Source organism: Paenibacillus sp. NMA1017 (assembly GCF_058895805.1).
Genome location: NZ_JBZXYR010000010.1, coordinates 19,969 through 43,020 on the forward strand (window position 1 = coordinate 19,969; position 23,052 = coordinate 43,020).

Genomic DNA, 23,052 nt, shown 5'->3' on the forward strand with positions numbered 1-23,052 from the left:
GGAGCAATCAAGCAAATGATCAAGAATGCCGAATGGCTTGTCGTCGGTCACAGTAAGGATTTTCCGATTAGAATAGGACGTACCATCCACATTAAAGGAACTGAAATTGCTGTTTTCCGCACTTCGGAGAATGAGCTTTATGCTGTTGAAAATATCAACCCTCATCCCAAAAGAGGTCCTCTTACAGAGGCGATAGTATCTGGTCATTATATCTATGACCCTTTATATGACTGGAAAATTGATCTGCAGACAGGCATCGTTCAAGAGCCTGATCACGGACAAGTTAAAACATTCGCCGTTTGTGAAGAGGGAGAAGAAGTTAAAGTATCACTCGAAACGGTTTAGTTCGTCTGATGGAATACAAATAAAAAAGGGCTTGACAGGAACAATCCTGTTGGGCCCTTTTTTCGTCTTGGATCAGGTAATGGTTACGCCTGCACTTGCATAACCTACTATAGTGTTTACGAGGGAAACACCTGCAGCTGTGGCAGAGAAAACCATAAGCAGACGGGTCTGTGCGGTTACGGGGATAGCCAAACCGGTAGTAATACCACTAGAGGTCGTTCCCAAAGCAATAATGCCAGTCAGTGGAGGAGCCAATGTAACGATAGCTCCGGGAACTGCTGTGAAGGTATTATCAGGTGTTGGGGAACTAAACAACTGGGCAGTAATCGTCGCAGTTGAACCCACGAGAGTTAACGCAGCTGTTGTACTGAAGTAACCAGCGATAGATGTAATTACGCCATCCCGTGGTACGGAAAAAGCAAAGTTAATCAGAGGTCCTACAAGTGTCCCTGTAAGGTCAATGGTATCGCCTACAAGGCCAATACCTGTAGCTGAGCTTCCAAAGCCGATCAAACTTGCGGTTCCTACCAAACCACCAAGGACGGTTGTTAGAATAGCAGGTCCTCCAGAAGCAAACGGGATGATTGCCCCCGAGCCGGTGGCTCCTGTAATCCCTGTAACGCCCGTAACACCCGTGGCTCCGGCAGGTCCAACCGCGCCAACCGCGCCCGGTAAGCCATCGGCCCCGGTAGCACCCGTGGCTCCGGCAGGTCCAACCGCGCCAACCGCGCCTGGCAAGCCATCGGCCCCGGTAGCACCCGTGGCTCCGGCTGGCCCGACAGCACCAACCGCGCCCGGCAAGCCATCGGCCCCGGTAGCACCCGTGGCTCCGGCAGGTCCAACCGCGCCAACAGCGCCTGGCAAACCATCGGCCCCGGTCGGTCCTGTGGCACCGACTGGCCCGACCAATCCATCTGCGCCCGTAGCGCCCGTGGCGCCTGTCACGCCCCCGGCAGGGCCCGCAGCACCCGTAGCGCCGACAGGTCCGGCAGGGCCTTCCGGTCCAGCGGCCCCGATAGGCCCAGCGGCGCCGACAGGTCCAGCCGCGCCAACTGGGCCCGCAGGTCCTGCAGGGCCAATAGGTCCGGCCGCTCCGACAGGTCCAGGAGCGCCGACAGGTCCGGGAGGCCCTTGTGGCCCTGGTCCACCTGCTGGTCCAGGCGCACCGCCGGGTCCCACAGGTCCAGGAGGTCCTTGTGCACCGGGCTCCCCTGACAAGTATGTTTCACCCAATACGTTGCTAACCGTCGTTCCAGCGATTCTGATCGCGCTGATTAAGCTGTCTTTAAGAGCAGGATCGAGGGATTCTTGTAAAACGATGGACAATAGCGCATCCAGCAATTGTTGCAGTGCAGTACCTACGCCGATCGGCGAGAAAGGTGTAGCTTCTAAGGCAACAATAGCAAGCTCCAGCGCTGCCAGTAAGTCTGCCTTGACCCCGCCTCTAAGTCTTAAGCTTTTCGCCAGAGACAACAGACGTCTTAAAACCTGTTGCAAGGAAGATACATTAGCCGCAGAGGGGTTTGCGAATACGATGGGGATGATCGCGGTCAATTCATTAATCAGCCTGAGAAGAGCTTCGATACTTCTATTTACTCTTGTTGGTTTACAGTCTTCGTCTTTTTTTGAGGCACCACTGAACCTGAACGGTTTTTTATGTTTCATGCTCAAATATCTCCTCCTGATCGTTCTTCCTACTGTAGAGGTGACAGGTGGTTCATCGCCCCGTTTCGCAGATACTCATAATATATTTTCTGAAGCGAAAAGGGTGAATAAACAAGCAAAAATGATTGTTGGAGGCTTGTACATAAAAATACACATAAAAAATACGGCCCCCGAAAAGCTTGGAGGCCGCGTTGTATTGGCTATACTCATCTATGAAGCTTGAAAAGTCTTATTTAAGCATACGTACCAACAGTTCAGCCATCTCACCTCTGCTGATAGCCGCTTTTGGCTTGAGCGTTCCATCTGGATAACCGCTGATCCAGCCGGAGGATACTGCATTTTGGAATGCTGCGGAGGCCCATGCTGAAATCTGCTGCTCATCCTTGTAGGATTGCAGTGCAGTAGTGCTGGAAATGGATGTCTGATTCTGCATCGCGTGTGACAGGATCACCATCGCCTGCTCACGGGTAAGACTCTCATCAGGTCCGAAAGTTTGAGCGGTTAGCCCTTGAATCCATCCCTGACGGTGAGCAGAATCCACGGCTGATCCAGCCCAGTGTCCCTGCATATCTGTAAATGAGGTAGAAGGGCTCTTATCTCCAGCAGTTCCCAATGCTCTGGTCAGTATGGCTACAAATTCTGCACGGCTTACAGCGCGCTCAGGGCGTATGTTGCCGTCTTTATAGCCTTGTATCCAGCCTTTGTCTGCAAGAGATTGCAGGGACTTCGCTGCCCAATGGCCTTGTACATCCGGCCATACCTGAGCTAGTTCTTGCGAATCTGACGAATTGATTTGGTCATTTTGCACACTGGTATGATCGGTTTGAGGCTTTGCATCTGTGGCAATGGCAAAGGTACCTAACCCGGTCGTATTCAGACTCACACCCGACAAAATACCTTTTGCATCCATTACAGCAGTACCTTTTAGAATCTCACGCTCGCCATTCTCATGAATAACAAGAATGGAGAACTGGGGTTCCGCATTTTGTAATTCACCTAAGGATTCGTTACCCAGCGGTAGAATGATGGTTGATGTCCCTGTCACATTGGCTTTGATGTCTGTAACCGGACCCATCAGCGTCAGGCTGGATTGTTGCTCAGCCCAATCACGGATCTGCTGTGCACGTTGTACATCTACCTGCTGGAATGACAATGTAACGTCCTGCTGGCCTGAGGCCATGCTGGTTAAGATGTCACTGGATATCATCAGTGTTCCATATCGAGATATTACCGATGCACCAATCTTATCCCATTTATTCAGTAAAGAATAAGGAAGGAGAACACGACTCAGTTGCTTTTCCTGCTCCAAACGAATGTCTGCGTAAGTTTTGCCTTCGCGAAGTGATTGCTGTATCTGCTCATCCAGAAATGCCGGCGAAGGAACAAAGAGAGACAACTCTTTCCCTTGTTCGGAAAATCCGATCTGTGGCACGAAAGCAGATAGATCCTCATTCTTATCTTTGTTAGATTTGCCTGTATTCGCAATTACCTTGGCAGGAACGATGACTTCTATGGCTTGCGTCAAAGCATGAGAACCATCACTTACCCTCATAACATCCAGCATGATAGTTACAACGGAAGGAGTATCTGCTTGAACAATAGTTCCGTCTGTACGCACGATGTCTGGCTGGCTACTGCTGCTGATGGTCACACGGAAACCATCAGGTACAACAGGAAACCTGAGCAGTGTATCACTTGTTGTAGGAGCTGGTATGCTTGTGATGGAATCCGCAACGCGCTGCGCGGTTAATCCTTGCGGATACACTAGCCCTGACGGAGCGCTCTTCATACCATTTACGGTTTGCAGCACATAGTAGCTGGCTCCCTCAGGAACAGGTGTAAATGTATATCTTCCCTCTCCCGAAGCAATTCCTTCCGCTATAAGCTCCTGCTGGGCATTGTACAGCTCAAGCCGTGCGCTCGGCAAAGCGCCTGTAACGATCACAGAGGCTATATCCTCATTACCTGCTGCAGCTACAACAGCGCGGGGAAGTACGTTTATATGGCGCTCTGTCGGTTCTGCCGTCCAGCCTCCATTGTCGCTATAAGCATAGTTCAAGACGTATACGCCAGGTACATTTGTATCGACATTCCCGCTACCTGAAAATTCAGGGATCAGGATATTGCCGTATACACTGTCTAGTACGCTGGCTCCTGGATCAGTGAAGCTGTCGCCGGTTTCCAGAACAATTGGATTACTGCCGTTCAATCGTACGTAAGGTGTATTCGGTAATGCCTTCAGCACTGTGATCGTGAATGTTCTTTGTAAAGAAGTTGCACCTTTAGAAATAATGGCAATTAATTGTACAGTCACATCGCCGTCTGTATATTTAGGTCGATTCACCTGACCGCTGTTACTGAGGATATCTGGTTGATCCGAAGACCAGTCGATCTGGGTGTCAAATGCTCCTGTACGAGGCAGAGCGATGGAATCCTTAATCCCTTGAGGATAATCTAAATTCAGTGTATTGGCTGCCAAATTTACTGCTTCATCAGCGCTTACAGGCAGTGCGGGCACGAGCAGGCTAAATGTTTTTCGTAGCTCAACCCCGCCTCGTGACACAACTGCTTCCAGCGTGATGGTCTGATCGCCCTGTACATAGCTTGGGAATGTTACATGTCCATTATGATCCAAGAACTGGGGCTGATTCGATGACCATGACACCTGAACACCATTCAGAGCGTCTTTTGGCAAATATACGTCTCCGGTTACTGTAGTCATTGACAACTCAAGCGCCCTGTATGCTGCGTCAACGGCTTCGGTGTCGCTCATGGGCAGACTGAGTACATGCGCAGTAAAATTCTTTGTTTTCGTTAAGCCGGCGAGTTGCAGAGTAGCCATTAGGGTAACATCGGCATCTCCACTACTATAGGAAGGTCTGGTGAGTGTTCCATCTGCTGCAATAACAAGAGGTTTGGACGAGGACCATTCGATCTGTGCTCCACCATAACCGGATAAAGGGAGAGAAATACTTTCTGTTACCGCAGACAAATTGTCAAGCGAGAGGGTGTCTGCTGCTTGATCCAATGTATCTTGTGCAGTTATCTTCGGTACGGTAACCTCGAAAGTTTGAGTATCCGAGGCGCTTCCCTTCGCAATCGTAGCTGTCAGTTTTACTTTTCGGTCACCCAGATCGTACCGCGGGCGTGTGACAGCCCCCTCGTTCGTAATGACGTCAGGAGTATCCGAACTCCAGCTCACCGTCGTATCGTTCAATCCAGCGAGTGGCAGCGTCAGCTTTTGGGATACCGAATCAGCTGTATCACCAGATGCGAAGCCTAATGCAAGAGCAGCTTTTGCCTGTGCAACTCTCTCAGCATCTGTAAGTATGGTCACTTTGACCTCTGAGGGAGTGCTCTCCCCCTTAGCATTCACGGCTTGAACCGTGTAGACTGCTTCACCTGGCGGCAATGCTGAAGTGTCTGTGAACTGAGTTAAGCTGCCTGCATAGAGCGTTACGCTATCTCGTATGACTTTGTATGAAGTTGCATAAGGAACAGCATCCCAGCTTAACTCCACTGTATTTCCATTTTTGGTTCCTGTAAAATGACCCGGAGCCTGTGGAACGGGCAATCGCTCCCCATAAGCTGCGAATTCCATGATGGAAGCCCATTGATTGTTTCTCGCATTTCCTTGATCAATATATAATCGCAAGTATCGTGTAGTTACAGGGGCAATGCTCTTTTCAACATTAGAGCTCTCATTATTCTGGACGGTATCAACAGTCACCCAATTACTTCCGTTGCTGCTTGTTTGCAATCGGAAACTGTATGGATCACGTTGATCTTGCCACCCGTAAAGGACTCCCATACCTGTAACAACGTATCGATCTACGATATACCAGTCTCTCAAATCTACCTGAATCCATTTTTCACCGTTGCTCGCCTGATACCAGCGGCTTGTCGGTTCATAGGAACCGTCGACTGCTCTGCTGGGGTCATATGGCTGGCTATAGCCGCTTGATGTGGTTGGCTTGTTAAGCACCACATTTTCCCAGCCGGCAGCATTGACTTCATTCGTCCCTATGAGCAGGAACGCACCGCCGATAAATGGCAGCAATGGAATCAGCAACCGATAGGGTTTTAATTTGTTGCGTGTGAAGTTATTGCCTTCGAGCACGCCATCACCTCTTCTTTATTAAATAGCACACTATTGAGCGTATTCATATTATGGGCGGGACGGGTATGTTCCTACAGTTGCAATGTAGTAGTTTACATTTGGCATCGGGGAAGCCCCGCGCAAGTCAGGCAATGCAAATGTGTTCATTCCATCACCGCCAAAATTAGTGCCCAGCAGACTGAACAATGCAGCATTCTGATTAATGCTCAAGAGCTGGCCCTCGCATTTTAGCCATCCCTGGGGAGCGAACATGTACGGGTAGATCGTAATTTCCCCAATATAAGGCTCATAACCTGCGTGTGCCTGTTTGGGACTGATCGCCGTTCCCCCTAACAAAATGACCGCTAACAAACTCAACACAGCGGCTTTCTTCCAAAAATGCTTCTTCATACCTACAACTCCTTTTTAGTTTCGAATAATGGCCCACGAATTCAACGAATTTGTGACATTAGTCATAGAATGAATAGATATTATCATGGAATTCCACTTTTGACACTACAGTTCATCTATCAAATTCACCTTTTTATTCCTTTTGTGAGCAAAGAAATTTATTCCATTGCCGATGCATCTTTTTTCTAATCCAGGTAAATCTATATACAAATCCTATGGAAGTGAAGGAGGAAAGAACGTGTGGCAGGTCATCGGGACTCATATACCCAAATGGAACGTATGGATAGAAGCTTTCTTTTTGTTTATCATACCTTTGATTATTTTTCTGACGGTACGACAAATTAAAGCGATGGATGGTCGAGAGAGCAGACGTATGGAACGATTAAAGCTTCTAGAAGAAGAAGACCGTTCGCAGCAGGCAGATCGTAATCCGTCTGTAAGTGAGGCTGAGAAGATAAAGGGGACCTTTACCGAAGATTATGAAGCCAATGTAGCAAAAATCAGACAAGCTATCATGGATATGTCAGACGTGAACGAACGATCTATTTTTCTTGAAAAACTGAACGCTGTAGGCACGCTTTTTTTTGTGGATGGCTTAACAGATAAGGTTGGCATGGATCAGAACATTTTAAAGCCACTGATGGATTGGGGGAGTTCCGGGCAAGGGGGGGAAGATCTTCCGAGAGGAGAAGAACTTCGGAATATGTTTATTCGTCAAGTCATGCTGGTATCGGAAACAGAGTATACGTTAGAGGTGCAGTTCTCCTTGCAAAAGGTGCTGTTCGGTTCTGTCATACTCATGATTCAGGGCATACCAGGCGCTTTTGTGTTGGGTACACCCAAAGGGAATACACGAGGGGTGGAAGACCCCATATCGGAATCGGTGCTGCGGGGACCACGAATCGGATTTACAGAGACGCTCAGTGATAATACAGCGATGCTGCGCAGGCATGGAGAAAGTACGGAACTAGCCATGTCGTCCTTCAAAGTCGGCAAAAGAGTGGAAAAACAGCTGATGGTAGTGTACTTCAGAGACATTGCCGACTCGGAGCTTGTAGATGAGGTGAAGCGGCGGGTCCAAACCATTGATATAGATGAGGTACTGGAATCGGGCTATGTGGAGCAGCTTATTGAGGATAATTTTCTTAGCCCCTTTCTGCAAATTCAAAATACAGAGAGACCGGATCGGGTCATGGCTGCATTACTGGAGGGACGTGTGGCGATTCTGCTGGACGGTACACCTTTTGCGCTTCTTATGCCTGTAACGTATGGGATGATGCTCCAGTCCCCCGAAGATTATTATGAACGATGGATACCGGGTTCGCTTATTCGATTCCTTCGTTTTATGGCAACTTTCATATCGCTGTTCGCCCCGGCGCTTTATATCTCCTTTATTTCGTTTCATCCCGGATTGATTCCAACCAAGCTGGTCATTTCCATTATCAGTGCGAGACAGGGGGTTCCATTTTCGACGCTGATTGAGGCCCTGATTATGGAAATCTCCATCGAAATTTTACGCGAGGCAGGACTTCGGCTCCCCAAACCCATCGGTCCAGCGATGGGCATCGTTGGCGGTTTGATTATTGGACAGGCCGCTGTTGACGCCGGGATTGTAAGTCCGATCCTCGTTATTGTGGTAGCAGTCACGGCGATTTCTTCCTTTTCCTCCCCTGTATACAGCGCTGGCATCTCCATGCGTGTCATGCGCTTTGGAGCCATGTTCACGGCGGCCACCTTCGGGTTGTATGGCGTGATTATGTTTTTCCTGCTGCTGAGTATTCATATGGTGAAGCTACACAGCTTCGGTGTTCCGTTCCTTAGTCTAACGGTCCCCCGTTCGTTGAAAGACTGGAAAGATTACTTCATACGAGCACCGATACAATTTATGAAAAACAGACCCATTCTATTGAAGCATAAAGATCCTAAGCGACAAGGATGAGCTCGACACAGGAGGGAGCAAGATGGCCCGTGGGAAAAAAGCGGATAAAATTACAACGTTGCAGACAACGGCAATTGTGGTTTCCTTTATGCTGGCTGCCGGGTTGCTTACCCTTCCCAGAGTAGCAACTGAAGTTGCAAAAACACCGGACGCGTGGATATCTGTCATTTTAGCAGGGGCGGGCACTTTCCTGTTCGGATGGATTATGATCAAACTAAGTTCAAGGTTTCCAGAAAGTACCTTTTATCAGTATGTTCAGCGGATAACAGGCAAAGTCGTTGGCAAAGGGATTGGTATGCTGATTGTTATTTATTTTGTTTGTATAGCCGCATTTGAAATCCGGTCTGTGGAGGAAGTAACGTCGTTCTTTCTGCTTGAAGGCACTCCGGCGTGGGCGATTTCAGCACCTTTTATGTGGCTCTCTCTGTACCTATGCATAGGAGGAGTGAGTTCGTTAGGGAAAATATGTCAATTGATATTCCCGATTACGGCAGCTATCTTTTTGTTGATATGCTTGCTGAGTTTAAATATTTTCGAATTGAATAATTTGCGTCCTGTCTTGTCGGAGGGTGTAATGCCAGTGGTTAGAACGCTCAAGACTACAATCCTGACATTAACGGGGACAGAGTCCTTGCTGATTATTCTTTGTCGGATGGAAAAACCCGAGAAAGCAACCAAGGCAATCGGACTGGCGATCGGGATCGCGGTCGCTTTTTATACAGCAACGCTGATCCTGTGCATTGGCGCTTTTTCGTTCGAAGGAGTCTTGAGCAGAACCTGGCCATTTTTAGATTTGGCTCGCAGTTTTGAAGTGGAGTACCTGTTATTGGAACGGTTCGAATCCTTATTGTTGACCATTTGGATCATGCAAATTTTTTCCACATTTAGTATTGCTTTTTATTGCGCTTCGCTCGGAGTTTCTCAAATTTTGAATAGCTCTTATTCCAAGACGCTGTTCATTTTGCTTCCGATCATCTACTTCCTGTCCCAAATTCCCAAAAATCTGAATGAGTTATTTTCTTTTGGAACGATTCTGGGGAATGCAGCTTTCATTTTATTCGCTCTGCTTCCACTGCCACTGCTGCTTATTTCTCGCTGGAGGAGGGTGCGGTCATGACGAGGGCACGGTCAGCATTACTCGGATTGGCTGCTCTCCTGATATGCAGTATACTTTCAGGCTGCTGGAGCAGTTCTCCGGTGGAGGATCTGAATCTGGAGACAGGCATTGCTATGGATATAGCGGAAGAATCTATGCAAGAAGAACAAATTAATCGAAAAGGAGGAGATTATCCAAAGAAGGAGTTAATTACAGGAACCTTTCAATTTATCATTCCAGAACAAAGCGGTGGCTCCAACACTTCTTCTCCACAATCTAAAAAATTTTTTAATATTACGGAAACGGGAGATTCCATTTTTGAAATGATCAGAGAAATTTCATTGCGGACCAATCGTCCTCCCATCGGGCAACATTTGAAAACGATTATTATCAGCTCCAGTCTGCTTCGCAAGATTCCGTTGTATGAGTTGCTGGACTTTTTCTTGGGGGATAATGACATTCGGCTCAGCGTACAGTTGCTGATTAGTACAGACAAGGCGGGGAATACGCTTCAGGAGAAAATCCCTGGTCAGATTCCTGCTTATATTTTAAAGGATATATTCCAAAACCGAAAACGGAACGCGCGGTTGATAAAGCCTGTGGCTTTGGCTAAAGTGATCGGACCCATGAAGGGTGAAAGAAGCTTTATATTACCTAATGTCATTACAGCGGAGAATGAAATCAAGCTCGCGGGTGCAGGAATCATCAAGGGAAAGACACAAACCTACGGTGGTTATCTGAATGAGTCAGAGGTTGAGGGTCTTATGTGGATCAAAGGCCAGTTGGCTGGAGGCGTGCTGAAAAGTAGTGATCCAAAAACCGGTAAAAATATAGCATATGAGATCAAAGCGGTGAAAAGCAAGATCAAGGCCATCGTTCAGGGGGATGACATTTCCTTTCAGGTAAAAATGACCTCAGAGGGACGCGTTTCGGAGGTGCATATAAAGAATGAAAATTTGCGCAACAATAATGTGCTTGGACAAGAAGAGAGTCTCTTTCAGGAGAAAGTGAATTCATTAGCTGAACAAACGTTAGCTAAAATGCAAAAGCTGAAGGTTGACGTCGGAGGTTTCGGAGAAGCCTTGAGGATTCAGCATCCTAAAGTTTGGCGTAAGGTCAAAGAGGATTGGGATACCACTTTTAGCACCATTCCTGTACGGTTTAGCACAGATATCCATATTGAAGATTACGGCTCTTCGATTACGACGGCAGACTAGTTTGCACGTATTTTAGAAAAACCTTCAATACCACGAATCTACGTGGCGTCGAAGGTTTTTCAGGTTATTCAAACAGGGACAGTGTTTCTTCCAGCCAAATAATATAGCTTTCTTCCCGATTAATGGCACGGCTCAGCACCAGATAATGGCCGAATTGATTAGAGCCGGGGGATTGAAGGTTCTTGTCCAGCTGTTGGAGGGATTTTTTACTTTCGTATAGGTATTCCAGCTTCTCTTTACGTTTGGTTACCTGGTCCTCGAACAATCGCTTGTTTTCTTCCTTGGGGATGGCCGCTGAAAAATACAGCATAAGCATAAACTCGTCCTTTTCCGTTTCTGGTAACTCTTTGAGGCTCAGCAGCCATTCGGTCAGTTCTTGGGTTCCTTTGGAGGTAATGCAGTACAGCTTCTTTTCCAGCTTGGCTCCTGTAATGGAGGTGCGATATTCAATAAGCTCCTCTTCGGTCAGCCTTTTTAACTCAGGATAAATCTGACTGTGTTTGGCGCTCCAAAATTGTCCAATTTCCTGCTTGAATTGACTTGTAATATCGTAGCCGCTCATTTCCTCTTTATGAACCAGCCCTAAAATGGCGTATTTTAATGTGCGTTTCAACGTAGCTCTCCTCGTAAAACGGTATTTGACACTAGTATACCACAGTGCTACAATTTATATGTAGTTAAAAACATGTTTATATTTACATGTTATAAGTTGATTATTTATTTACTTTGTTTTCTTATTTAATTCATAAAAAATTATAATTAGGAAAGAAGGATGCAAGATGGACAAGTTTATCGGCAGCCACATGATCTACACCTATGAGAATGGTTGGGAGTACGAAATTTATATTAAAAATGAAGATACGATCGATTATCGCATTCATAGTGGCATGGTAGGCGGCCGCTGGGTACGTGATCAGAAGGTCAATCTGGTGAAGCTGGTGGAAAATGTGTATAAAGTATCGTGGACCGAACCGACAGGCACTGACGTGTCTCTGAATTTTATGCCTGAGGAAAAACGTATGCACGGCATTATTTTCTTCCCTAAATGGGTTCATGAGCATCCGGAAATCACAGTGCGCTATCAAAACGATTTTATTCCGCTGATGGAGGAATCGCGTGAAAAGTATGAAACGTATCCGAAGTATGTAGTTCCTGAATTTGCAGATATTACATTCATCGAAAATGCGGGTGTGAACAACGAACAATTGATTTCCCGAGCACCTTACGCAGGAATGACAGACGATATTCGTGCAGGTAAACTGCAAGTGTGATCAACTCTGTGCTGAAAGTGTAAAAGCCTGGCCTGTGATAAACAGTCTCAGGCTTTTTTGCGTGAACTGAAAAGTGGATTGCTAATGGAGTGGTGGACGATATTTAGAATGAATAGTAGACCAGACCATGCTCGATAAGATACGAACGACTAATCCGAGAGGGGAGGATGGTCGCTGATGGAGAGAAAATGTGCAGGTTCGCATGGGTAGTCAGATCGGATAAGGCAGATAGAGCCAGCTCTGTTTTATCAGGCCCCCAGTGATCAGCGTGGTGCTGAATATATTGCTCAGCCTCGGTTAAGGACAGACCCTTGAGCGAGGTAAACACGGAAGCCCAGCGGACGAGGTCAAAGGCGCCTTTAATTTCAGGCAGCTCATATTCTGCCAGACCTTGAGCGCTGTTACACGACATAGTAAGCAAGCCACAGCAATGGTGTTGATAAGGTTTTGAGTCAGGAAATTGACGATAATCGTATTGAATCATTTCCATGGAACCAATGCATAATTGGGTCGCTTGGGACGTTGTGGGCTGGGCAAGCGTCATGTTCATGCTAGAACGGCCTCCTTCTCGGATTCACTGTAAATAGGGATGGAAGAATCATACGTCACAGAGGATGTAATGTAAATCACGAATACAAGTGTAAAATGAGGATATGTAGCGGAAAACGAGCTTTAATGCCAATGGAAACGGATACTTGCATCCATTTCTTTTATTATCTTGAGGAATGTCTTTATATCACAAAAAAACAACCCCAGATCTCCCCAGGGTCGTCTATACGAGAAATATATATTAGCATTTCGCAAAATGCTTGTTTTGCTGGTCACACGGGTGTGACGTCCTGAATCGCCTCTTCTTCTTTCCAAATCACGTTCTCGCGATAGTTTGATCCCCAATCGTACATTGCTCTCAGTACCGGAATCAGGCTTTCGCCATGCTCTGTCAGTGAATATTCCACATGCGGAGGGACGACAGGATAGACTTTACGAAGAATGAGCTTATCTTCTTCCAACTCGCGCAATTGGTTGGTCAGCATTTTTTGCGTAATATGGGGGATCAGCTTCTTCAATTCACCAAACCGCTTGGTGCCTTCCATACCGAGATGCCACAAAATAATCAGCTTCCACTTTCCGCCGATGACCGCGAGAGTCAATTCCTTATCACAATTAATCAGCTTCAAATCAATCCGGTCTTTTACAGTAGTGATATTCATCGACCTCCTGTCCGTAGTTATTCCAAGTATACTATTTATAGTTACTATACGCAAAAGGATATACATCCATTTTGGAAACTATACATATGCTTGGGGTCTTATAGACCGGACAGTGAAGCATGATGATTACGCAGGACCGGAAAACAGGACTGTAACATTCCTTATATGCATAATTCCAGAGAACTGCAGCGCTAAGAAGGAATCACGATAGTATTAAAAGATTCTGGCTCCAGCTCCAAGCGGTGTGTTATTTCGCCCAGAGACAGATTCAGCACACGCGATTCCTTGAACGGATTGGCGATAACTACCACCCTTTGCCCGTCTGTATTTTGAAAAGCAACTGCATCTCCAGTCCATGAACCACGAAGTCCGATGCGTCTGGCACCCGGTAATACAAAATGAGAAAAATGCTTCATGACATAATACTCTGGATTCAGGATAGGTTTTCGATCTGCTGGATCAACGGTAATCATCGAATTTTGCTCCCAGCCCCATGTGCTCTTGCCTTTCGGTTCCAAAACCATATTCCAGTAAATATAAGCATTCACACCATTGGTGAAGTAGTGCTGGTACAGATTATATACATATTTGGCATAATCCCAGGAGTTTTCTCCGTTCCCGCATTCATTTTCGGTTTGCATGTAACGAAGCTCAGGATAGCTGGCTACGGTGCGCTGAATGGCATTTTTGCCTGCCCACTGGTAGCCTACGCCTTTAATATATTTGTAGGCCTCGGGGTCACTCAATACGGTATGGGCATACTCATCAAATCCGGTCGAAGTCTTCTTCATTAATTCCTCCCACGGATCGGGTGCGTTAATGGTGCCCAGCCAAATTTCCGTATCCAGTCCATGTTCCTCAAAAGCAGGACCCAAATAGTCGCGAATAAATTCACGCAGCTGCTCTCCGGTCCATACACAGGAAGGGAACTTCTGATCGGCAATGACTTCATTTTGAACATGAACCTGATGAATCGTAATGCCTGCCTCGCGGTAAGCCTGAACAAATTTGACAAAGTACAATGCATACGCTTTCAAAATATCCTTTTCCCAGCGCAGCGTGCCGTAATTATAGGCTTTCGGTGATTTCATCCATGTCGGCGGACTCCAGGGTGAAGCGAACAGCTTCAAGTCTGGATTGAGTTGTAACGCTTCCCGAATAAAAGGAATGAGATATTGCTGATCGCGCTCAATGGAAAAGTGCTTCATCTCCACGTCACCGTCTGTTTCATTGTGGCTGTACCACTCCAGCGCGTAGTCACTCGCTCCAATTGGAAGTCGACAAATCGCGAATTTGTGCTCGCCCTCCGGATGAAAGAGAGAGTGAAGCACCCGATCTCGTTCGTCCTTTTCCAAATGATTCAGGGCCACATAACCTAATTCATTAAAACAGCCACCAAAGCCTTCGACAAGCTGATGAGTTTCTCCCGTAAGGGTTAGGTTGGCACTCTCTTGGGTATCGGTCAAATGATGAGCTTGGGATTGCCAAGCTTTAGCTTTGGAAGTGGAAAACCACTGAATGGTTTGATTACTCATGTATTACCCTCCTGTTCAGGCTTTTTGTATCTCTTCTTATTATAGGGTAGGATCATAGGAGATGAGATGGTCTGAGCCAAGATAAATTTGCCCTAATCCAAGGTTGAATTTGTGAATGAAAACTTCTGCTGAAAAGAAGTGTCAAGAACACATAAAGTACACATGTCTTTGATATGCTGGTGTCCTAGAATGACCGAAAGAGGGAAGTCGATTGAAGAAAAGAGTTCTTCTCGTGGAGGATGAAATACGTATTCGTGAAGTGATTGCGGATTATTTTAAACAGAATAATTGGGAAGTCTATGAAGCAGGCAATGGAAAAGATGCACTCATCTGGTTTGATTCGGTGCAGCCGGACCTGATTGTACTCGATATTATGATGCCGGAGCTGGATGGTTGGGAAGTGTGCCGCCAGGTACGCGGCCGTTCAGGTGTGCCGATCATTTTGTTGACAGCCAAATCCGGTGATGATGATAAAATATTGGGCTTTGAACTGGGAGCGGATGATTACGTTACCAAACCTTTCAGCCCCAAGGTGCTGATTGCTCGCGCGAACGCGCTGATGAAACGGGTGGAAGGACATGTGCAGCCAGAGTCGCATATTTTGCGGTTTGGCAGTGCCATTCTCAACACGATGGCTCATCGGCTTGAGGTGGATCAGGCGGAAGTCGAGCTGACGCCCAAGGAGTATGAGTTGCTACGGCTGCTTATACATAATAAAGGCATCGTTATTTCACGGGATGTGATACTGAGTCGGGTGTGGGGTATCGATTTTGAAGGAGATACACGAGTTGTCGATACGCATATCAAAAAGCTGAGGAGTAAGCTGGGCCGTGAATCACGCCATATCCGCACGGTTTTTGGTACAGGCTACAGGTTTGAGGAGGAAGAATGAACAAACGGGGAGTTACCTTTAAGTTGTTCATTATGACGGTTGTGTTTTTCCTGTGTTTTTACGGTATGGTGATTTTAAGTCAATTGTTGTTTTTTGAAAATTTTTATCAGAAACAGAAGATTGGGCGTGTGGAAAGTCATTTGCAAAGCTTCGGTCAAAGTTATGTCCAGGAGGCTTGGGGATCGGGCAGGGTTTCGCGTGAGGCAGCTCGTTTTATGCTTCAGAATAAAAACCAGTTGGCGATTGTAACGCTGGACGGCAAAGTAAAGCTGGATGATGCGTTTCATATCAATGTAAGAAAAGCAGATGGTAAAATCGTTAAAATATCGCTGTCTCTGTTTATGAGTGAGTACGGAGATGAACTGAGAGCTGCCCGGATTCAGCCTGGCGATACGGTAACGGTTGAAGGTGAGGGATTGGGAACGGACGGTATTTCTTCCGCCAATTTAATTTATCCAATCGGCATACAGAAGCTTGGTTTCAAAAATATAGGATCAACTTCGGAAGAGGCAAGCACGGATGGCAGTGTAAGGTTTTCCGGTACGGTGACAGAGATTGTACTGCCGGATCTGAAAACATGGAGTCAGCGACAAGGCTTACTGTTTAGTGCGCTGGAAGAATGGTTTCCTTTGTCACAGGCGCATCTGGAGAAACTTAAGAATTTCGAAGTGTTGGAGGAAGATTGGACGGAACCTTGGACAGGGGTACGCAATGCAGTCATAGTCCATCCTGTTCGTCAGAACACAGGCGAGATCGACCTCCTGTTCACAGTGACATCGTTGCAGGAAATTAGTGAGACGAATGAAGCTCTGCGCTGGTTTTATCTGTACCTAGGGATCGGGGGATTTGGACTCATTCTGATTTTGTCCCTGTTCTATTCCCGGATGGTGACCCGTCCGCTCATTGCTTTGAATAATACCGCCAAGCGGATGGCTAAGCTCGATTTTACAGCCCATACACCAATCCGGCAGAATGATGAACTGGGTAGCCTGTCCTACAGTATGTATACCCTGTCCCAGAACCTGGATACCGCTTTGCGCGAGCTTCAGGAGGCTAATCAGCAATTGGTGGAGGACATGGAACAGAAGCAGAGGATGGAGGCTGTGCAACAAGACTTTTTTGCCAACGCTTCTCATGAACTGAAAACCCCGCTGAGTATCATTAAAGGCTTCGCAGAAGGATTACAAGATGGGGTTAGCGCCGGGAAGCAGGATCATTATATAAAAGTCATTGTAGAGGAAGCGGACAAAATGGAGCGATTGGTCAAAGATATGCTGGACCTCGCCAAATTGGAATCGGGTACTCTCAAGCTTCGCAAGACGACCTTTATCTTGAGTGAGCTGGTGGAGGAGGTCGTGGACAAGCTATTCCATTTGTTGAAGGAGAAAAAGCTGGAAGTAGTCATTATCCCCGCCAATGAGATGCCGATTCATGCCGATGTAGGATGGCTGGAACAGGTGATTATCAACTTTGTTGTCAATGCCATACGGCATGCTGAGGAAGGGAGCTCAATCACGATTCGTATCGAAGGTGCTGGGGAAATCAGTTTTTTTTCCATTGAAAATAAAGGTGAGACCATTCCTGACGATCAACTGGAGCAGATATGGGATCGCTTTTACCGGGCCGAGCTGTCACGAAGCCGTCAGACAGGTGGGACAGGACTGGGGCTATCGATCGTCAAACGAATTTTGGATTTGCACGAATTCCGCTATAAGGCGGAGAATACCAAGGACGGCGTCCGTTTTGTTGTTATATTCGGAGGCTAAGCTATGGCAAAGGAGTTAAGAGTATGAAATGGAATTGGTTGCCCTCACTATGCACGATTGCAAACCTGGGGGCAGGGGTCTTATCCCTATATTTCACGATTCAGGAGCAATACATGACCGCTTTTATTCTCGTGGTGGTGGCTGCTTTATGGGATGTATTAGACGGTTTGCTGGCAAGGCTGTTGCATTGCTCCAGTGATTTTGGCAAACAGCTCGATTCGCTGGCGGATGTTGTCTCATTTGGGGTTGCCCCTGCTTTCTTGATCTTGTTATACAAGCTGGGAGATACCCATTGGATAGGACCACTTGTGGCTGTTTTGTTTGTCATATGTGGTGCGGTAAGATTGGCAAGATTCAACCTAATGGCTTTTAGCAAAGGTTTTGTAGGTATGCCGATTACGGCGGCGGGTGTGATTTTGTCCTTTATGTTTTTATGGAGTGAGCATTTGAAGCCGGGGTTGTTGCTTGCATTAATGGTAGTGCTGTCGTTCCTGATGGTTAGCCGTATTCCCTTTCCGTCCTTCAAAAAATAATCGGTCAGGAGGTGGCTCCTCTATGGAATGGGTCATCAGCATGATTACACAATACGGATATATCGCTATTTTTGCTCTTCTTGCTCTTGGGATTATCGGCCTACCGGTTCCAGATGAAATTATTATGGTGTTTGTCGGCTATTTATCTTCTATTATGGTACTGAATTATTCGGTGTCTATATTAGTCAGCTTCATCGGTGCAATGACAGGGATGATGATCAGCTACACGCTAGGCAAAAAGCTGGGTCAGCCCTTGGTGGATAAGCACGGTAAGTGGGTTGGATTAACACCGAAGCGATTTGCAAGAGTTAAGGGGTGGTTTGCGCGCTTTGGGTTGTGGACCATTTTGTTTGGTTATTTTATCCCAGGAGTCAGACATGCGACAAGCTATTTGTCGGGCATTAGTGCGATGCCTGTCCGAAAATATATGCTGGTGGCAAGCGCAGGTTCTCTGATATGGACGCTTATCTTTATCTCCATTGGTTATATTGCAGGGGCGAATATAAACTTTCATTAAGGTGACCCCAAAAGTAATGTAGCATTTTTCACGTATACCACCGATAATATAAGTAAAGATGATAGGGTACAACCAGTGAGGGGATCTGTATTGAATGCATTAATGAAGTATATTGAGAAGTTACCTGGTTTTCTGCAAATGATCTTAAATGTTTCGCTGTTTCTGGTGGGGCTGATTTTAAGCTTCTTACTTCTAAAAGAAACATGGTCCATTTTTTCATATGTGTTCTTGTCTACAGAAGACGACAAAAATTACTATGAATTCACGGAAGAGCTGCTTGTATTCTTTTTGTATTTTGAATTCATTGCATTAATCGTTAAGTACTTTAAAACCAATTTTCATTTTCCATTACGTTATTTCATTTATATTGGGATTACGGCCGTCATCAGGCTCATTATTGTGGACCATGATGATGCTAAAAATACATTCTGGTGGTCCATTGCTATCCTAGTCATGGTAGGTTCTCTATTGATCGCTAACAGTAAATTGTTAAAAAGAGAAAGTTAATGCCGGGGAAGATTGCAAGGGTGACAGTCAAGTGGGAGAGAGGGAATAAAGACGAATGGTAAGAAACTGGATGAATCATGCGGGCGTCAGGCGGGTAGCTGTCCTTGCGATAATCGTTTTGCTGTTGTTTATGTTAAGAAGTATGATGAATATTATGTTGTTAACACTGTTGCTTACGATCTTGATTGGTAGTATATATAACGGAGTGAATAAGCTGGTCAAGCGGTTCGTCAATGTGCCTTCAATGATCGTGCTGCTTCTGGTATACGGGCTGCTGATCCTGATTATGGTGTGGGGCGTTTACCGGATGGTGCCGCTAATCATTGTACAGGTCAAGCAGGTGTATCTCATGATTCAGCAAGCGTATATGTATCCTGATCGCAACCAATGGAACGAAACGATTATCGAATTTATGGATACGCTGAATGTTCAGCGGCTATTTGAGCCTGGCTTGAGTGCAGTGATGAAGGTCAGTCAATTGGGAACACAGCTGCTGGTGTCGATTATTTTGAGCTTGTTTTTCCTGATGGAAAAATCCTATATTACACGTTTTACTGCTACGTTTGTAGATAGCAAGCTGGGCTGGTTTTTCAAGGAAGTGGGTCATTTTGGCCGTATGTTTCTGGATACGTTCGGGAAGGTATTGGAGGCTCAACTGCTGATTTCACTTATTAACTGTATATTGACCACGATTGCGCTCTGGATTATGGGCTTCCCTAATCTGCTCGGTCTTGCGCTCATCATTTTCGTACTGGGATTGGTTCCAGTGGCAGGTGTGTTTATCTCACTGGCACCGCTCGGCCTGATCGCTTTTAGCGTCGGGGGAATTAATTATGTGATTTACTTGGTTATTCTGATCGTGGTGATTCATGCGATTGAGGCCTATTTCTTAAATCCGAAGCTGATGTCATCCAAAACCAATCTACCGATCTTTTTTACCTTTGTTGTATTGATTTTCTCTGAACATTTAATTGGGATTTGGGGCTTAATTGTAGGTATTCCGCTGTTTGTTTTCTTCCTTGATCTGATTGGGATAAAACGCAAGCAAGAGAAGGATACTTGATTCAGCACTACAGATTCCACCCTAGTATAGTGACTATTGATTCATCACGAATGCCTGTGAAGTCGCAGGCATTTTTTTATTGCCCGTTTGTTCATAGGAAGAACCGCTGACGCTCATCATCATTCAGGAGGTGTCCAACGGCATTGTCTAATGAATTTTCACCTACTTTTTAATTCTCTTGTTAGCTATAGTACACTGAATATGCAAGATCAGATCAAGTTCAGAGAAATGAGATGATACGGTTGGAACAGAAGATTAAGGTATTGGCTATATCGGGTAGCCTTCGTCAAAAGTCCTCCAATACAGCGCTGATGAAGGCTACTATGGGGCTGGCTTCTGAAAATATGATATTCACAGTCTATGATGGATTGGGGCATCTCCCGCATTTTAACCCTGACTTGGATGTAGATGAAGGGTCAGCTTCCGTAAGAGAGCTACGGGAACAATTGAAACAAGTGGATGGAGTGCTGATCTGTACACCGGAATATGGAAATGGTGTGCCGGGTGCTTTGAAAAATGCCTTGGATTGGCTCGTATCCTCAGGTGAATTTGTAAATAAACCTACAGCGGTCATTAGCGCGTCCCCGTCTCCTATGGGCGGTCATCTGGCGCATGCCTCGCTGCTGCTCACATTGCAAATGATCAATGCAGAGATTGTGGAGAATGGAAAGGTCATTATTCCGCATATCACCTTGAAGCTAAATCAGGAAGGTGAAATTACAAATGCTGAGACTAGGCAGGAGCTAGAAGCATTGCTTCAAGGGCTTGAGCAGGCTTGCTCAAGCACAGGAACTCTTTAGATTTTTGAAGTTTAATATTTGAAGTTTAATAAAGGAAAAGCAGCGGCAGTCTAAGATTTCATTTTCACCTTCGAAGCTGCCGCTTCCTCTTTTAATTGATTTTAAATTTTGAATGTTAGACAGTGTCCAATAAGCTCTCGTATACCTTTAATCGGGCATATACCGTTTCGAGTATGGGGCAAACAGTATTACTGGTTGAAGCCAATGCAAGCAGTGAACCATGTAGATGACTGGCTTCAATCGGAAGCTTTTTATGCATATCGCGTTGCATGGATGACATCATCTCAGGTCGTAAGGATTCCATCGTTTTCAGTGTATGAGCTTCCATCTCTGAATCAATCGGCATCCCTGCGTTGCGAGCAAGTGTGACAATCTCATGCAGCAGCTTTTCGTATATAGCTCGTGACTCTGCCGTGGCAAGTATAGTCCCAACCGAGGCATCCATCAGTGTTGTAATTGCACTCAAGCTGGCAACGAATATATATTTCTGCCAAACTTCACGCTGGATATCGTGACTTCGTGCCACTGTGAAGCCTGCATGATCAAGATGATTCAGCAGCAGTTGTGTACGCTCTGAGTGCACTCCGTTCCATTCACCGAAGACGATACGGTGGAACGGACTTGTCTGAACAACAGAACCATCATGATCCAGCGTAGTTTCAATATAACAAAGTCCGCCCAGCACTTTTTCAGAACCGAATTGCTTGCGCAAAAAGTCAAAATGTTTGTAACCATTAAGTAACGGAAGAATCATGGTATGAACACCGACATAAGGCTCAAGATCGAATTGCAATTGGGGAAGATGATACGCTTTGACCGAAATGATAATACAGTCGAACGGATCGGCAGCTTCACCATTTGTAATAGCACGCACTGGTGTCTGAAAATCCCCATGAACACTTTTAACAATTAGACCGTCTTCTGCCAACTGAGATTTTTTTGAAGGGCGTACGAGGAAGGTCACGTCTTCTCCTTTTTGAACAAGAAGTCCCCCAAAATAGCCTCCAATCGCCCCTGCACCTACAATCAGAAATCGCATTATAGAGTCCCTGCCTTTACTTTTGCATTCCCGTATAGTCCTTCTACTACGTTCTCATCTGCCTTAAAAACATGCTCCTCGCCCGGAAAAGAACGATTCTTCACGTCTTCGACATATTGCCCGATGCTGTTGCGAATCAAAGCACCTATATCCGAATAGGTTTTTACGAACTTTTTCTCCCGGTAAGGAGCTGAGTATTGTAACATGTCATGATACACCAAAACCTGGCCATCACAGTATCTCCCCGCACCGATGCCTATGACCGGAATAGATATCTCTCGGGTGATGCTCTTCGCTACTTCCTCTGTCACCAGCTCTAACACGATGGCAAAAGCTCCCGCTTGCTCCAGGGCCCGGGCATCATTTAGAAGGCGCTCAGCGGCCTGTGAGTTTTTACCTTGAATGAAGTATCCGCCGATTTGATGCACAGACTGTGGTGTAAGTCCAATATGCCCCAGTAGTGGGACGCCGGATTGAACAATTCGCTTCACGGTGTCGCAAATTTCCATGCCCCCTTCTAATTTAACGGCATGGGCATGTCCCTCTTGCATGAGCCTGCGCACATTAGTAAGGGCTTCTTCACTACTCCCATGGTACGTCATAAATGGCATATCCGCGACAATAAAAGTATGTTCCGCACCGCGCACGACAGACCGTGTATGATAGACCATATCATCCATAGTGACGGGCAGTGTGGAGTTATAATTAGATAACACATTACCTACGGAATCACCAACAAGGATGATATCGATCCCGGCTTCCTCAGCCAAACGAGCAGATGGATAGTCATACGCCGTAATCATACTTATAGGTGAACCTTCTTGTTTCATTTTCTTCAATTGCAAAATATTAAGTGCTTTCGAGGTTGCCATGGTTGCATTCAAATCCTTTCCTACCTTTATTTTAGATCACAAAAAAACCTTTCAGCACATGGCTGAAAAGGTCCGAAAGGCAAAAAAAGAGTCAATTTGCGACCGTTCTTTTGTCTCGGTCCTTGCGGATCAGAGCAAAATCCAACGAGTTCACCTCCATAGGCTCACACATCTACATATTGAATTACACTAACTAGAGTACCGTTCGAATGTATCGATACAGCCTCTCACGGAAGTATACCAAAATATAGGGCTGTTGCATAACATTTTCTAC

Annotated in this window: 21 protein-coding genes; 12 read left to right on the forward strand and 9 right to left on the reverse strand. The window is 46.0% G+C overall.

Annotated features, from left to right (window positions below; translation table 11 throughout):
• The first annotated feature begins 15 nt into the window (after nucleotides 1–15).
• A complete protein-coding gene (nirD, locus tag AC5ELV_RS20610; RefSeq protein WP_493431657.1) occupies nucleotides 16–345 on the forward strand; it encodes a nitrite reductase small subunit NirD in 330 nt (109 codons plus the stop codon).
• Nucleotides 346–417: 72 nt separating this feature from the next.
• On the opposite strand, the gene AC5ELV_RS20615 is transcribed toward nirD, so the two are convergent.
• From AC5ELV_RS20615 to AC5ELV_RS20625, 3 genes are all read right to left on the reverse strand, one after another.
• Nucleotides 418–2,010, reverse strand: a complete 1,593-nt coding sequence (locus tag AC5ELV_RS20615) for an exosporium glycoprotein BclB-related protein (RefSeq protein WP_493431658.1) — start codon at nucleotides 2,008–2,010, stop codon at nucleotides 418–420.
• Between the two features lie 229 nt (nucleotides 2,011–2,239).
• The gene (locus AC5ELV_RS20620; protein ID WP_493431659.1) at nucleotides 2,240–6,130 is read right to left on the reverse strand and encodes an immunoglobulin-like domain-containing protein; all 3,891 of its coding nucleotides are present in this window, start codon (nucleotides 6,128–6,130) and stop codon (nucleotides 2,240–2,242) included.
• 48 nt (nucleotides 6,131–6,178) lie between these two features.
• On the reverse strand, nucleotides 6,179–6,520 hold the full coding sequence (locus tag AC5ELV_RS20625) for a tail fiber protein (RefSeq protein ID WP_493431660.1): 342 nt from the start codon (nucleotides 6,518–6,520) through the stop codon (nucleotides 6,179–6,181).
• A 238-nt stretch (nucleotides 6,521–6,758) separates the two neighbouring features.
• Between AC5ELV_RS20625 and AC5ELV_RS20630 the strand changes: the two genes are divergently transcribed.
• Genes AC5ELV_RS20630 through AC5ELV_RS20640 form a run of 3 tightly spaced genes read left to right on the forward strand, consistent with a single transcriptional unit; the run spans nucleotide 6,759 to nucleotide 10,772 of the window.
• Nucleotides 6,759–8,459, forward strand: coding sequence for a spore germination protein (locus tag AC5ELV_RS20630; RefSeq protein ID WP_493431661.1), 1,701 nt, complete (start codon nucleotides 6,759–6,761; stop codon nucleotides 8,457–8,459).
• Between the two features lie 22 nt (nucleotides 8,460–8,481).
• On the forward strand, nucleotides 8,482–9,576 hold the full coding sequence (locus AC5ELV_RS20635; RefSeq protein WP_493431662.1) for a GerAB/ArcD/ProY family transporter: 1,095 nt from the start codon (nucleotides 8,482–8,484) through the stop codon (nucleotides 9,574–9,576).
• Nucleotides 9,573–10,772: a Ger(x)C family spore germination protein gene (locus AC5ELV_RS20640; RefSeq protein WP_493431663.1), complete on the forward strand. Its 1,200-nt coding sequence runs from the start codon at nucleotides 9,573–9,575 to the stop codon at nucleotides 10,770–10,772. The genes AC5ELV_RS20635 and AC5ELV_RS20640 overlap by 4 nt, the downstream gene beginning before the upstream one ends.
• 64 nt (nucleotides 10,773–10,836) lie before the next feature.
• On the opposite strand, the gene AC5ELV_RS20645 is transcribed toward AC5ELV_RS20640, so the two are convergent.
• A complete protein-coding gene (locus tag AC5ELV_RS20645; protein WP_493431664.1) occupies nucleotides 10,837–11,385 on the reverse strand; it encodes a PadR family transcriptional regulator in 549 nt (182 codons plus the stop codon).
• 166 nt (nucleotides 11,386–11,551) lie between these two features.
• Between AC5ELV_RS20645 and padC the strand changes: the two genes are divergently transcribed.
• Complete coding sequence (gene padC / locus AC5ELV_RS20650) at nucleotides 11,552–12,043, forward strand: phenolic acid decarboxylase (protein WP_493431665.1); 492 nt, start codon at nucleotides 11,552–11,554, stop codon at nucleotides 12,041–12,043.
• Between the two features lie 103 nt (nucleotides 12,044–12,146).
• On the opposite strand, the gene AC5ELV_RS20655 is transcribed toward padC, so the two are convergent.
• From AC5ELV_RS20655 to AC5ELV_RS20665, 3 genes are all read right to left on the reverse strand, one after another.
• Nucleotides 12,147–12,593 (reverse strand): hypothetical protein, encoded by a 447-nt coding sequence (locus AC5ELV_RS20655; RefSeq protein WP_493431666.1) that lies wholly within the window; start codon nucleotides 12,591–12,593, stop codon nucleotides 12,147–12,149.
• A 271-nt stretch (nucleotides 12,594–12,864) separates the two neighbouring features.
• Nucleotides 12,865–13,254 carry a winged helix-turn-helix transcriptional regulator gene (locus AC5ELV_RS20660; protein WP_023986908.1) on the reverse strand — a complete coding sequence of 130 codons (390 nt, stop codon included), beginning with the start codon at nucleotides 13,252–13,254 and terminating at the stop codon, nucleotides 12,865–12,867.
• 191 nt (nucleotides 13,255–13,445) lie between these two features.
• Nucleotides 13,446–14,789 (reverse strand): glycoside hydrolase family 30 protein, encoded by a 1,344-nt coding sequence (locus tag AC5ELV_RS20665; protein ID WP_493431667.1) that lies wholly within the window; start codon nucleotides 14,787–14,789, stop codon nucleotides 13,446–13,448.
• 211 nt (nucleotides 14,790–15,000) lie between these two features.
• On the opposite strand from AC5ELV_RS20665, the gene AC5ELV_RS20670 reads away from it, so the two are divergent.
• The 7 genes from AC5ELV_RS20670 (at nucleotide 15,001) to AC5ELV_RS20700 (ending at nucleotide 20,867) form a co-directional block, all read left to right on the forward strand.
• Complete coding sequence (locus AC5ELV_RS20670) at nucleotides 15,001–15,681, forward strand: response regulator transcription factor (protein WP_493431668.1); 681 nt, start codon at nucleotides 15,001–15,003, stop codon at nucleotides 15,679–15,681.
• On the forward strand, nucleotides 15,678–17,447 hold the full coding sequence (locus AC5ELV_RS20675) for a sensor histidine kinase (RefSeq protein ID WP_493431669.1): 1,770 nt from the start codon (nucleotides 15,678–15,680) through the stop codon (nucleotides 17,445–17,447). The genes AC5ELV_RS20670 and AC5ELV_RS20675 overlap by 4 nt, the downstream gene beginning before the upstream one ends.
• A gap of 23 nt (nucleotides 17,448–17,470) precedes the next feature.
• Nucleotides 17,471–17,980 (forward strand): CDP-diacylglycerol--serine O-phosphatidyltransferase, encoded by a 510-nt coding sequence (gene pssA / locus AC5ELV_RS20680; protein ID WP_487734817.1) that lies wholly within the window; start codon nucleotides 17,471–17,473, stop codon nucleotides 17,978–17,980.
• A gap of 22 nt (nucleotides 17,981–18,002) precedes the next feature.
• Nucleotides 18,003–18,497, forward strand: a complete 495-nt coding sequence (locus tag AC5ELV_RS20685; RefSeq protein ID WP_013308662.1) for a DedA family protein — start codon at nucleotides 18,003–18,005, stop codon at nucleotides 18,495–18,497.
• Nucleotides 18,498–18,587: 90 nt separating this feature from the next.
• Nucleotides 18,588–19,004 (forward strand): phosphate-starvation-inducible protein PsiE, encoded by a 417-nt coding sequence (gene psiE / locus AC5ELV_RS20690; RefSeq protein WP_493431670.1) that lies wholly within the window; start codon nucleotides 18,588–18,590, stop codon nucleotides 19,002–19,004.
• Between the two features lie 55 nt (nucleotides 19,005–19,059).
• Entirely contained in the window at nucleotides 19,060–20,067 is a 1,008-nt protein-coding gene (locus tag AC5ELV_RS20695) for an AI-2E family transporter (protein ID WP_493431671.1), read from the forward strand.
• A gap of 233 nt (nucleotides 20,068–20,300) precedes the next feature.
• The gene (locus AC5ELV_RS20700; protein ID WP_493431672.1) at nucleotides 20,301–20,867 is read left to right on the forward strand and encodes an NADPH-dependent FMN reductase; all 567 of its coding nucleotides are present in this window, start codon (nucleotides 20,301–20,303) and stop codon (nucleotides 20,865–20,867) included.
• A gap of 115 nt (nucleotides 20,868–20,982) precedes the next feature.
• Here the strand turns inward: AC5ELV_RS20700 and AC5ELV_RS20705 are convergent, their stop codons facing one another.
• Nucleotides 20,983–21,906: a ketopantoate reductase family protein gene (locus AC5ELV_RS20705; protein ID WP_493431673.1), complete on the reverse strand. Its 924-nt coding sequence runs from the start codon at nucleotides 21,904–21,906 to the stop codon at nucleotides 20,983–20,985.
• On the reverse strand, nucleotides 21,906–22,778 hold the full coding sequence (gene panB, locus AC5ELV_RS20710) for a 3-methyl-2-oxobutanoate hydroxymethyltransferase (protein ID WP_493431674.1): 873 nt from the start codon (nucleotides 22,776–22,778) through the stop codon (nucleotides 21,906–21,908). The genes AC5ELV_RS20705 and panB overlap by 1 nt, the downstream gene beginning before the upstream one ends.
• Nucleotides 22,779–23,052: the final 274 nt, after the last annotated feature.

Coding starts and splice junctions, on each gene's coding strand:
- nirD (WP_493431657.1), top strand. CDS start 16: ATGATCAAGAATGCCGAATGGCTTGTCGTCGGTCACAGTAAGGATTTT.
- AC5ELV_RS20615 (WP_493431658.1), bottom strand. CDS start 2,010: ATGAAACATAAAAAACCGTTCAGGTTCAGTGGTGCCTCAAAAAAAGAC.
- AC5ELV_RS20625 (WP_493431660.1), bottom strand. CDS start 6,520: ATGAAGAAGCATTTTTGGAAGAAAGCCGCTGTGTTGAGTTTGTTAGCG.
- AC5ELV_RS20635 (WP_493431662.1), top strand. CDS start 8,482: ATGGCCCGTGGGAAAAAAGCGGATAAAATTACAACGTTGCAGACAACG.
- AC5ELV_RS20640 (WP_493431663.1), top strand. CDS start 9,573: ATGACGAGGGCACGGTCAGCATTACTCGGATTGGCTGCTCTCCTGATA.
- padC (WP_493431665.1), top strand. CDS start 11,552: ATGGACAAGTTTATCGGCAGCCACATGATCTACACCTATGAGAATGGT.
- AC5ELV_RS20655 (WP_493431666.1), bottom strand. CDS start 12,593: ATGAACATGACGCTTGCCCAGCCCACAACGTCCCAAGCGACCCAATTA.
- AC5ELV_RS20660 (WP_023986908.1), bottom strand. CDS start 13,254: ATGAATATCACTACTGTAAAAGACCGGATTGATTTGAAGCTGATTAAT.
- AC5ELV_RS20665 (WP_493431667.1), bottom strand. CDS start 14,789: ATGAGTAATCAAACCATTCAGTGGTTTTCCACTTCCAAAGCTAAAGCT.
- AC5ELV_RS20675 (WP_493431669.1), top strand. CDS start 15,678: ATGAACAAACGGGGAGTTACCTTTAAGTTGTTCATTATGACGGTTGTG.
- pssA (WP_487734817.1), top strand. CDS start 17,471: ATGAAATGGAATTGGTTGCCCTCACTATGCACGATTGCAAACCTGGGG.
- AC5ELV_RS20685 (WP_013308662.1), top strand. CDS start 18,003: ATGGAATGGGTCATCAGCATGATTACACAATACGGATATATCGCTATT.
- AC5ELV_RS20695 (WP_493431671.1), top strand. CDS start 19,060: ATGGTAAGAAACTGGATGAATCATGCGGGCGTCAGGCGGGTAGCTGTC.
- AC5ELV_RS20700 (WP_493431672.1), top strand. CDS start 20,301: ATGATACGGTTGGAACAGAAGATTAAGGTATTGGCTATATCGGGTAGC.
- AC5ELV_RS20705 (WP_493431673.1), bottom strand. CDS start 21,906: ATGCGATTTCTGATTGTAGGTGCAGGGGCGATTGGAGGCTATTTTGGG.
- panB (WP_493431674.1), bottom strand. CDS start 22,778: ATGGCAACCTCGAAAGCACTTAATATTTTGCAATTGAAGAAAATGAAA.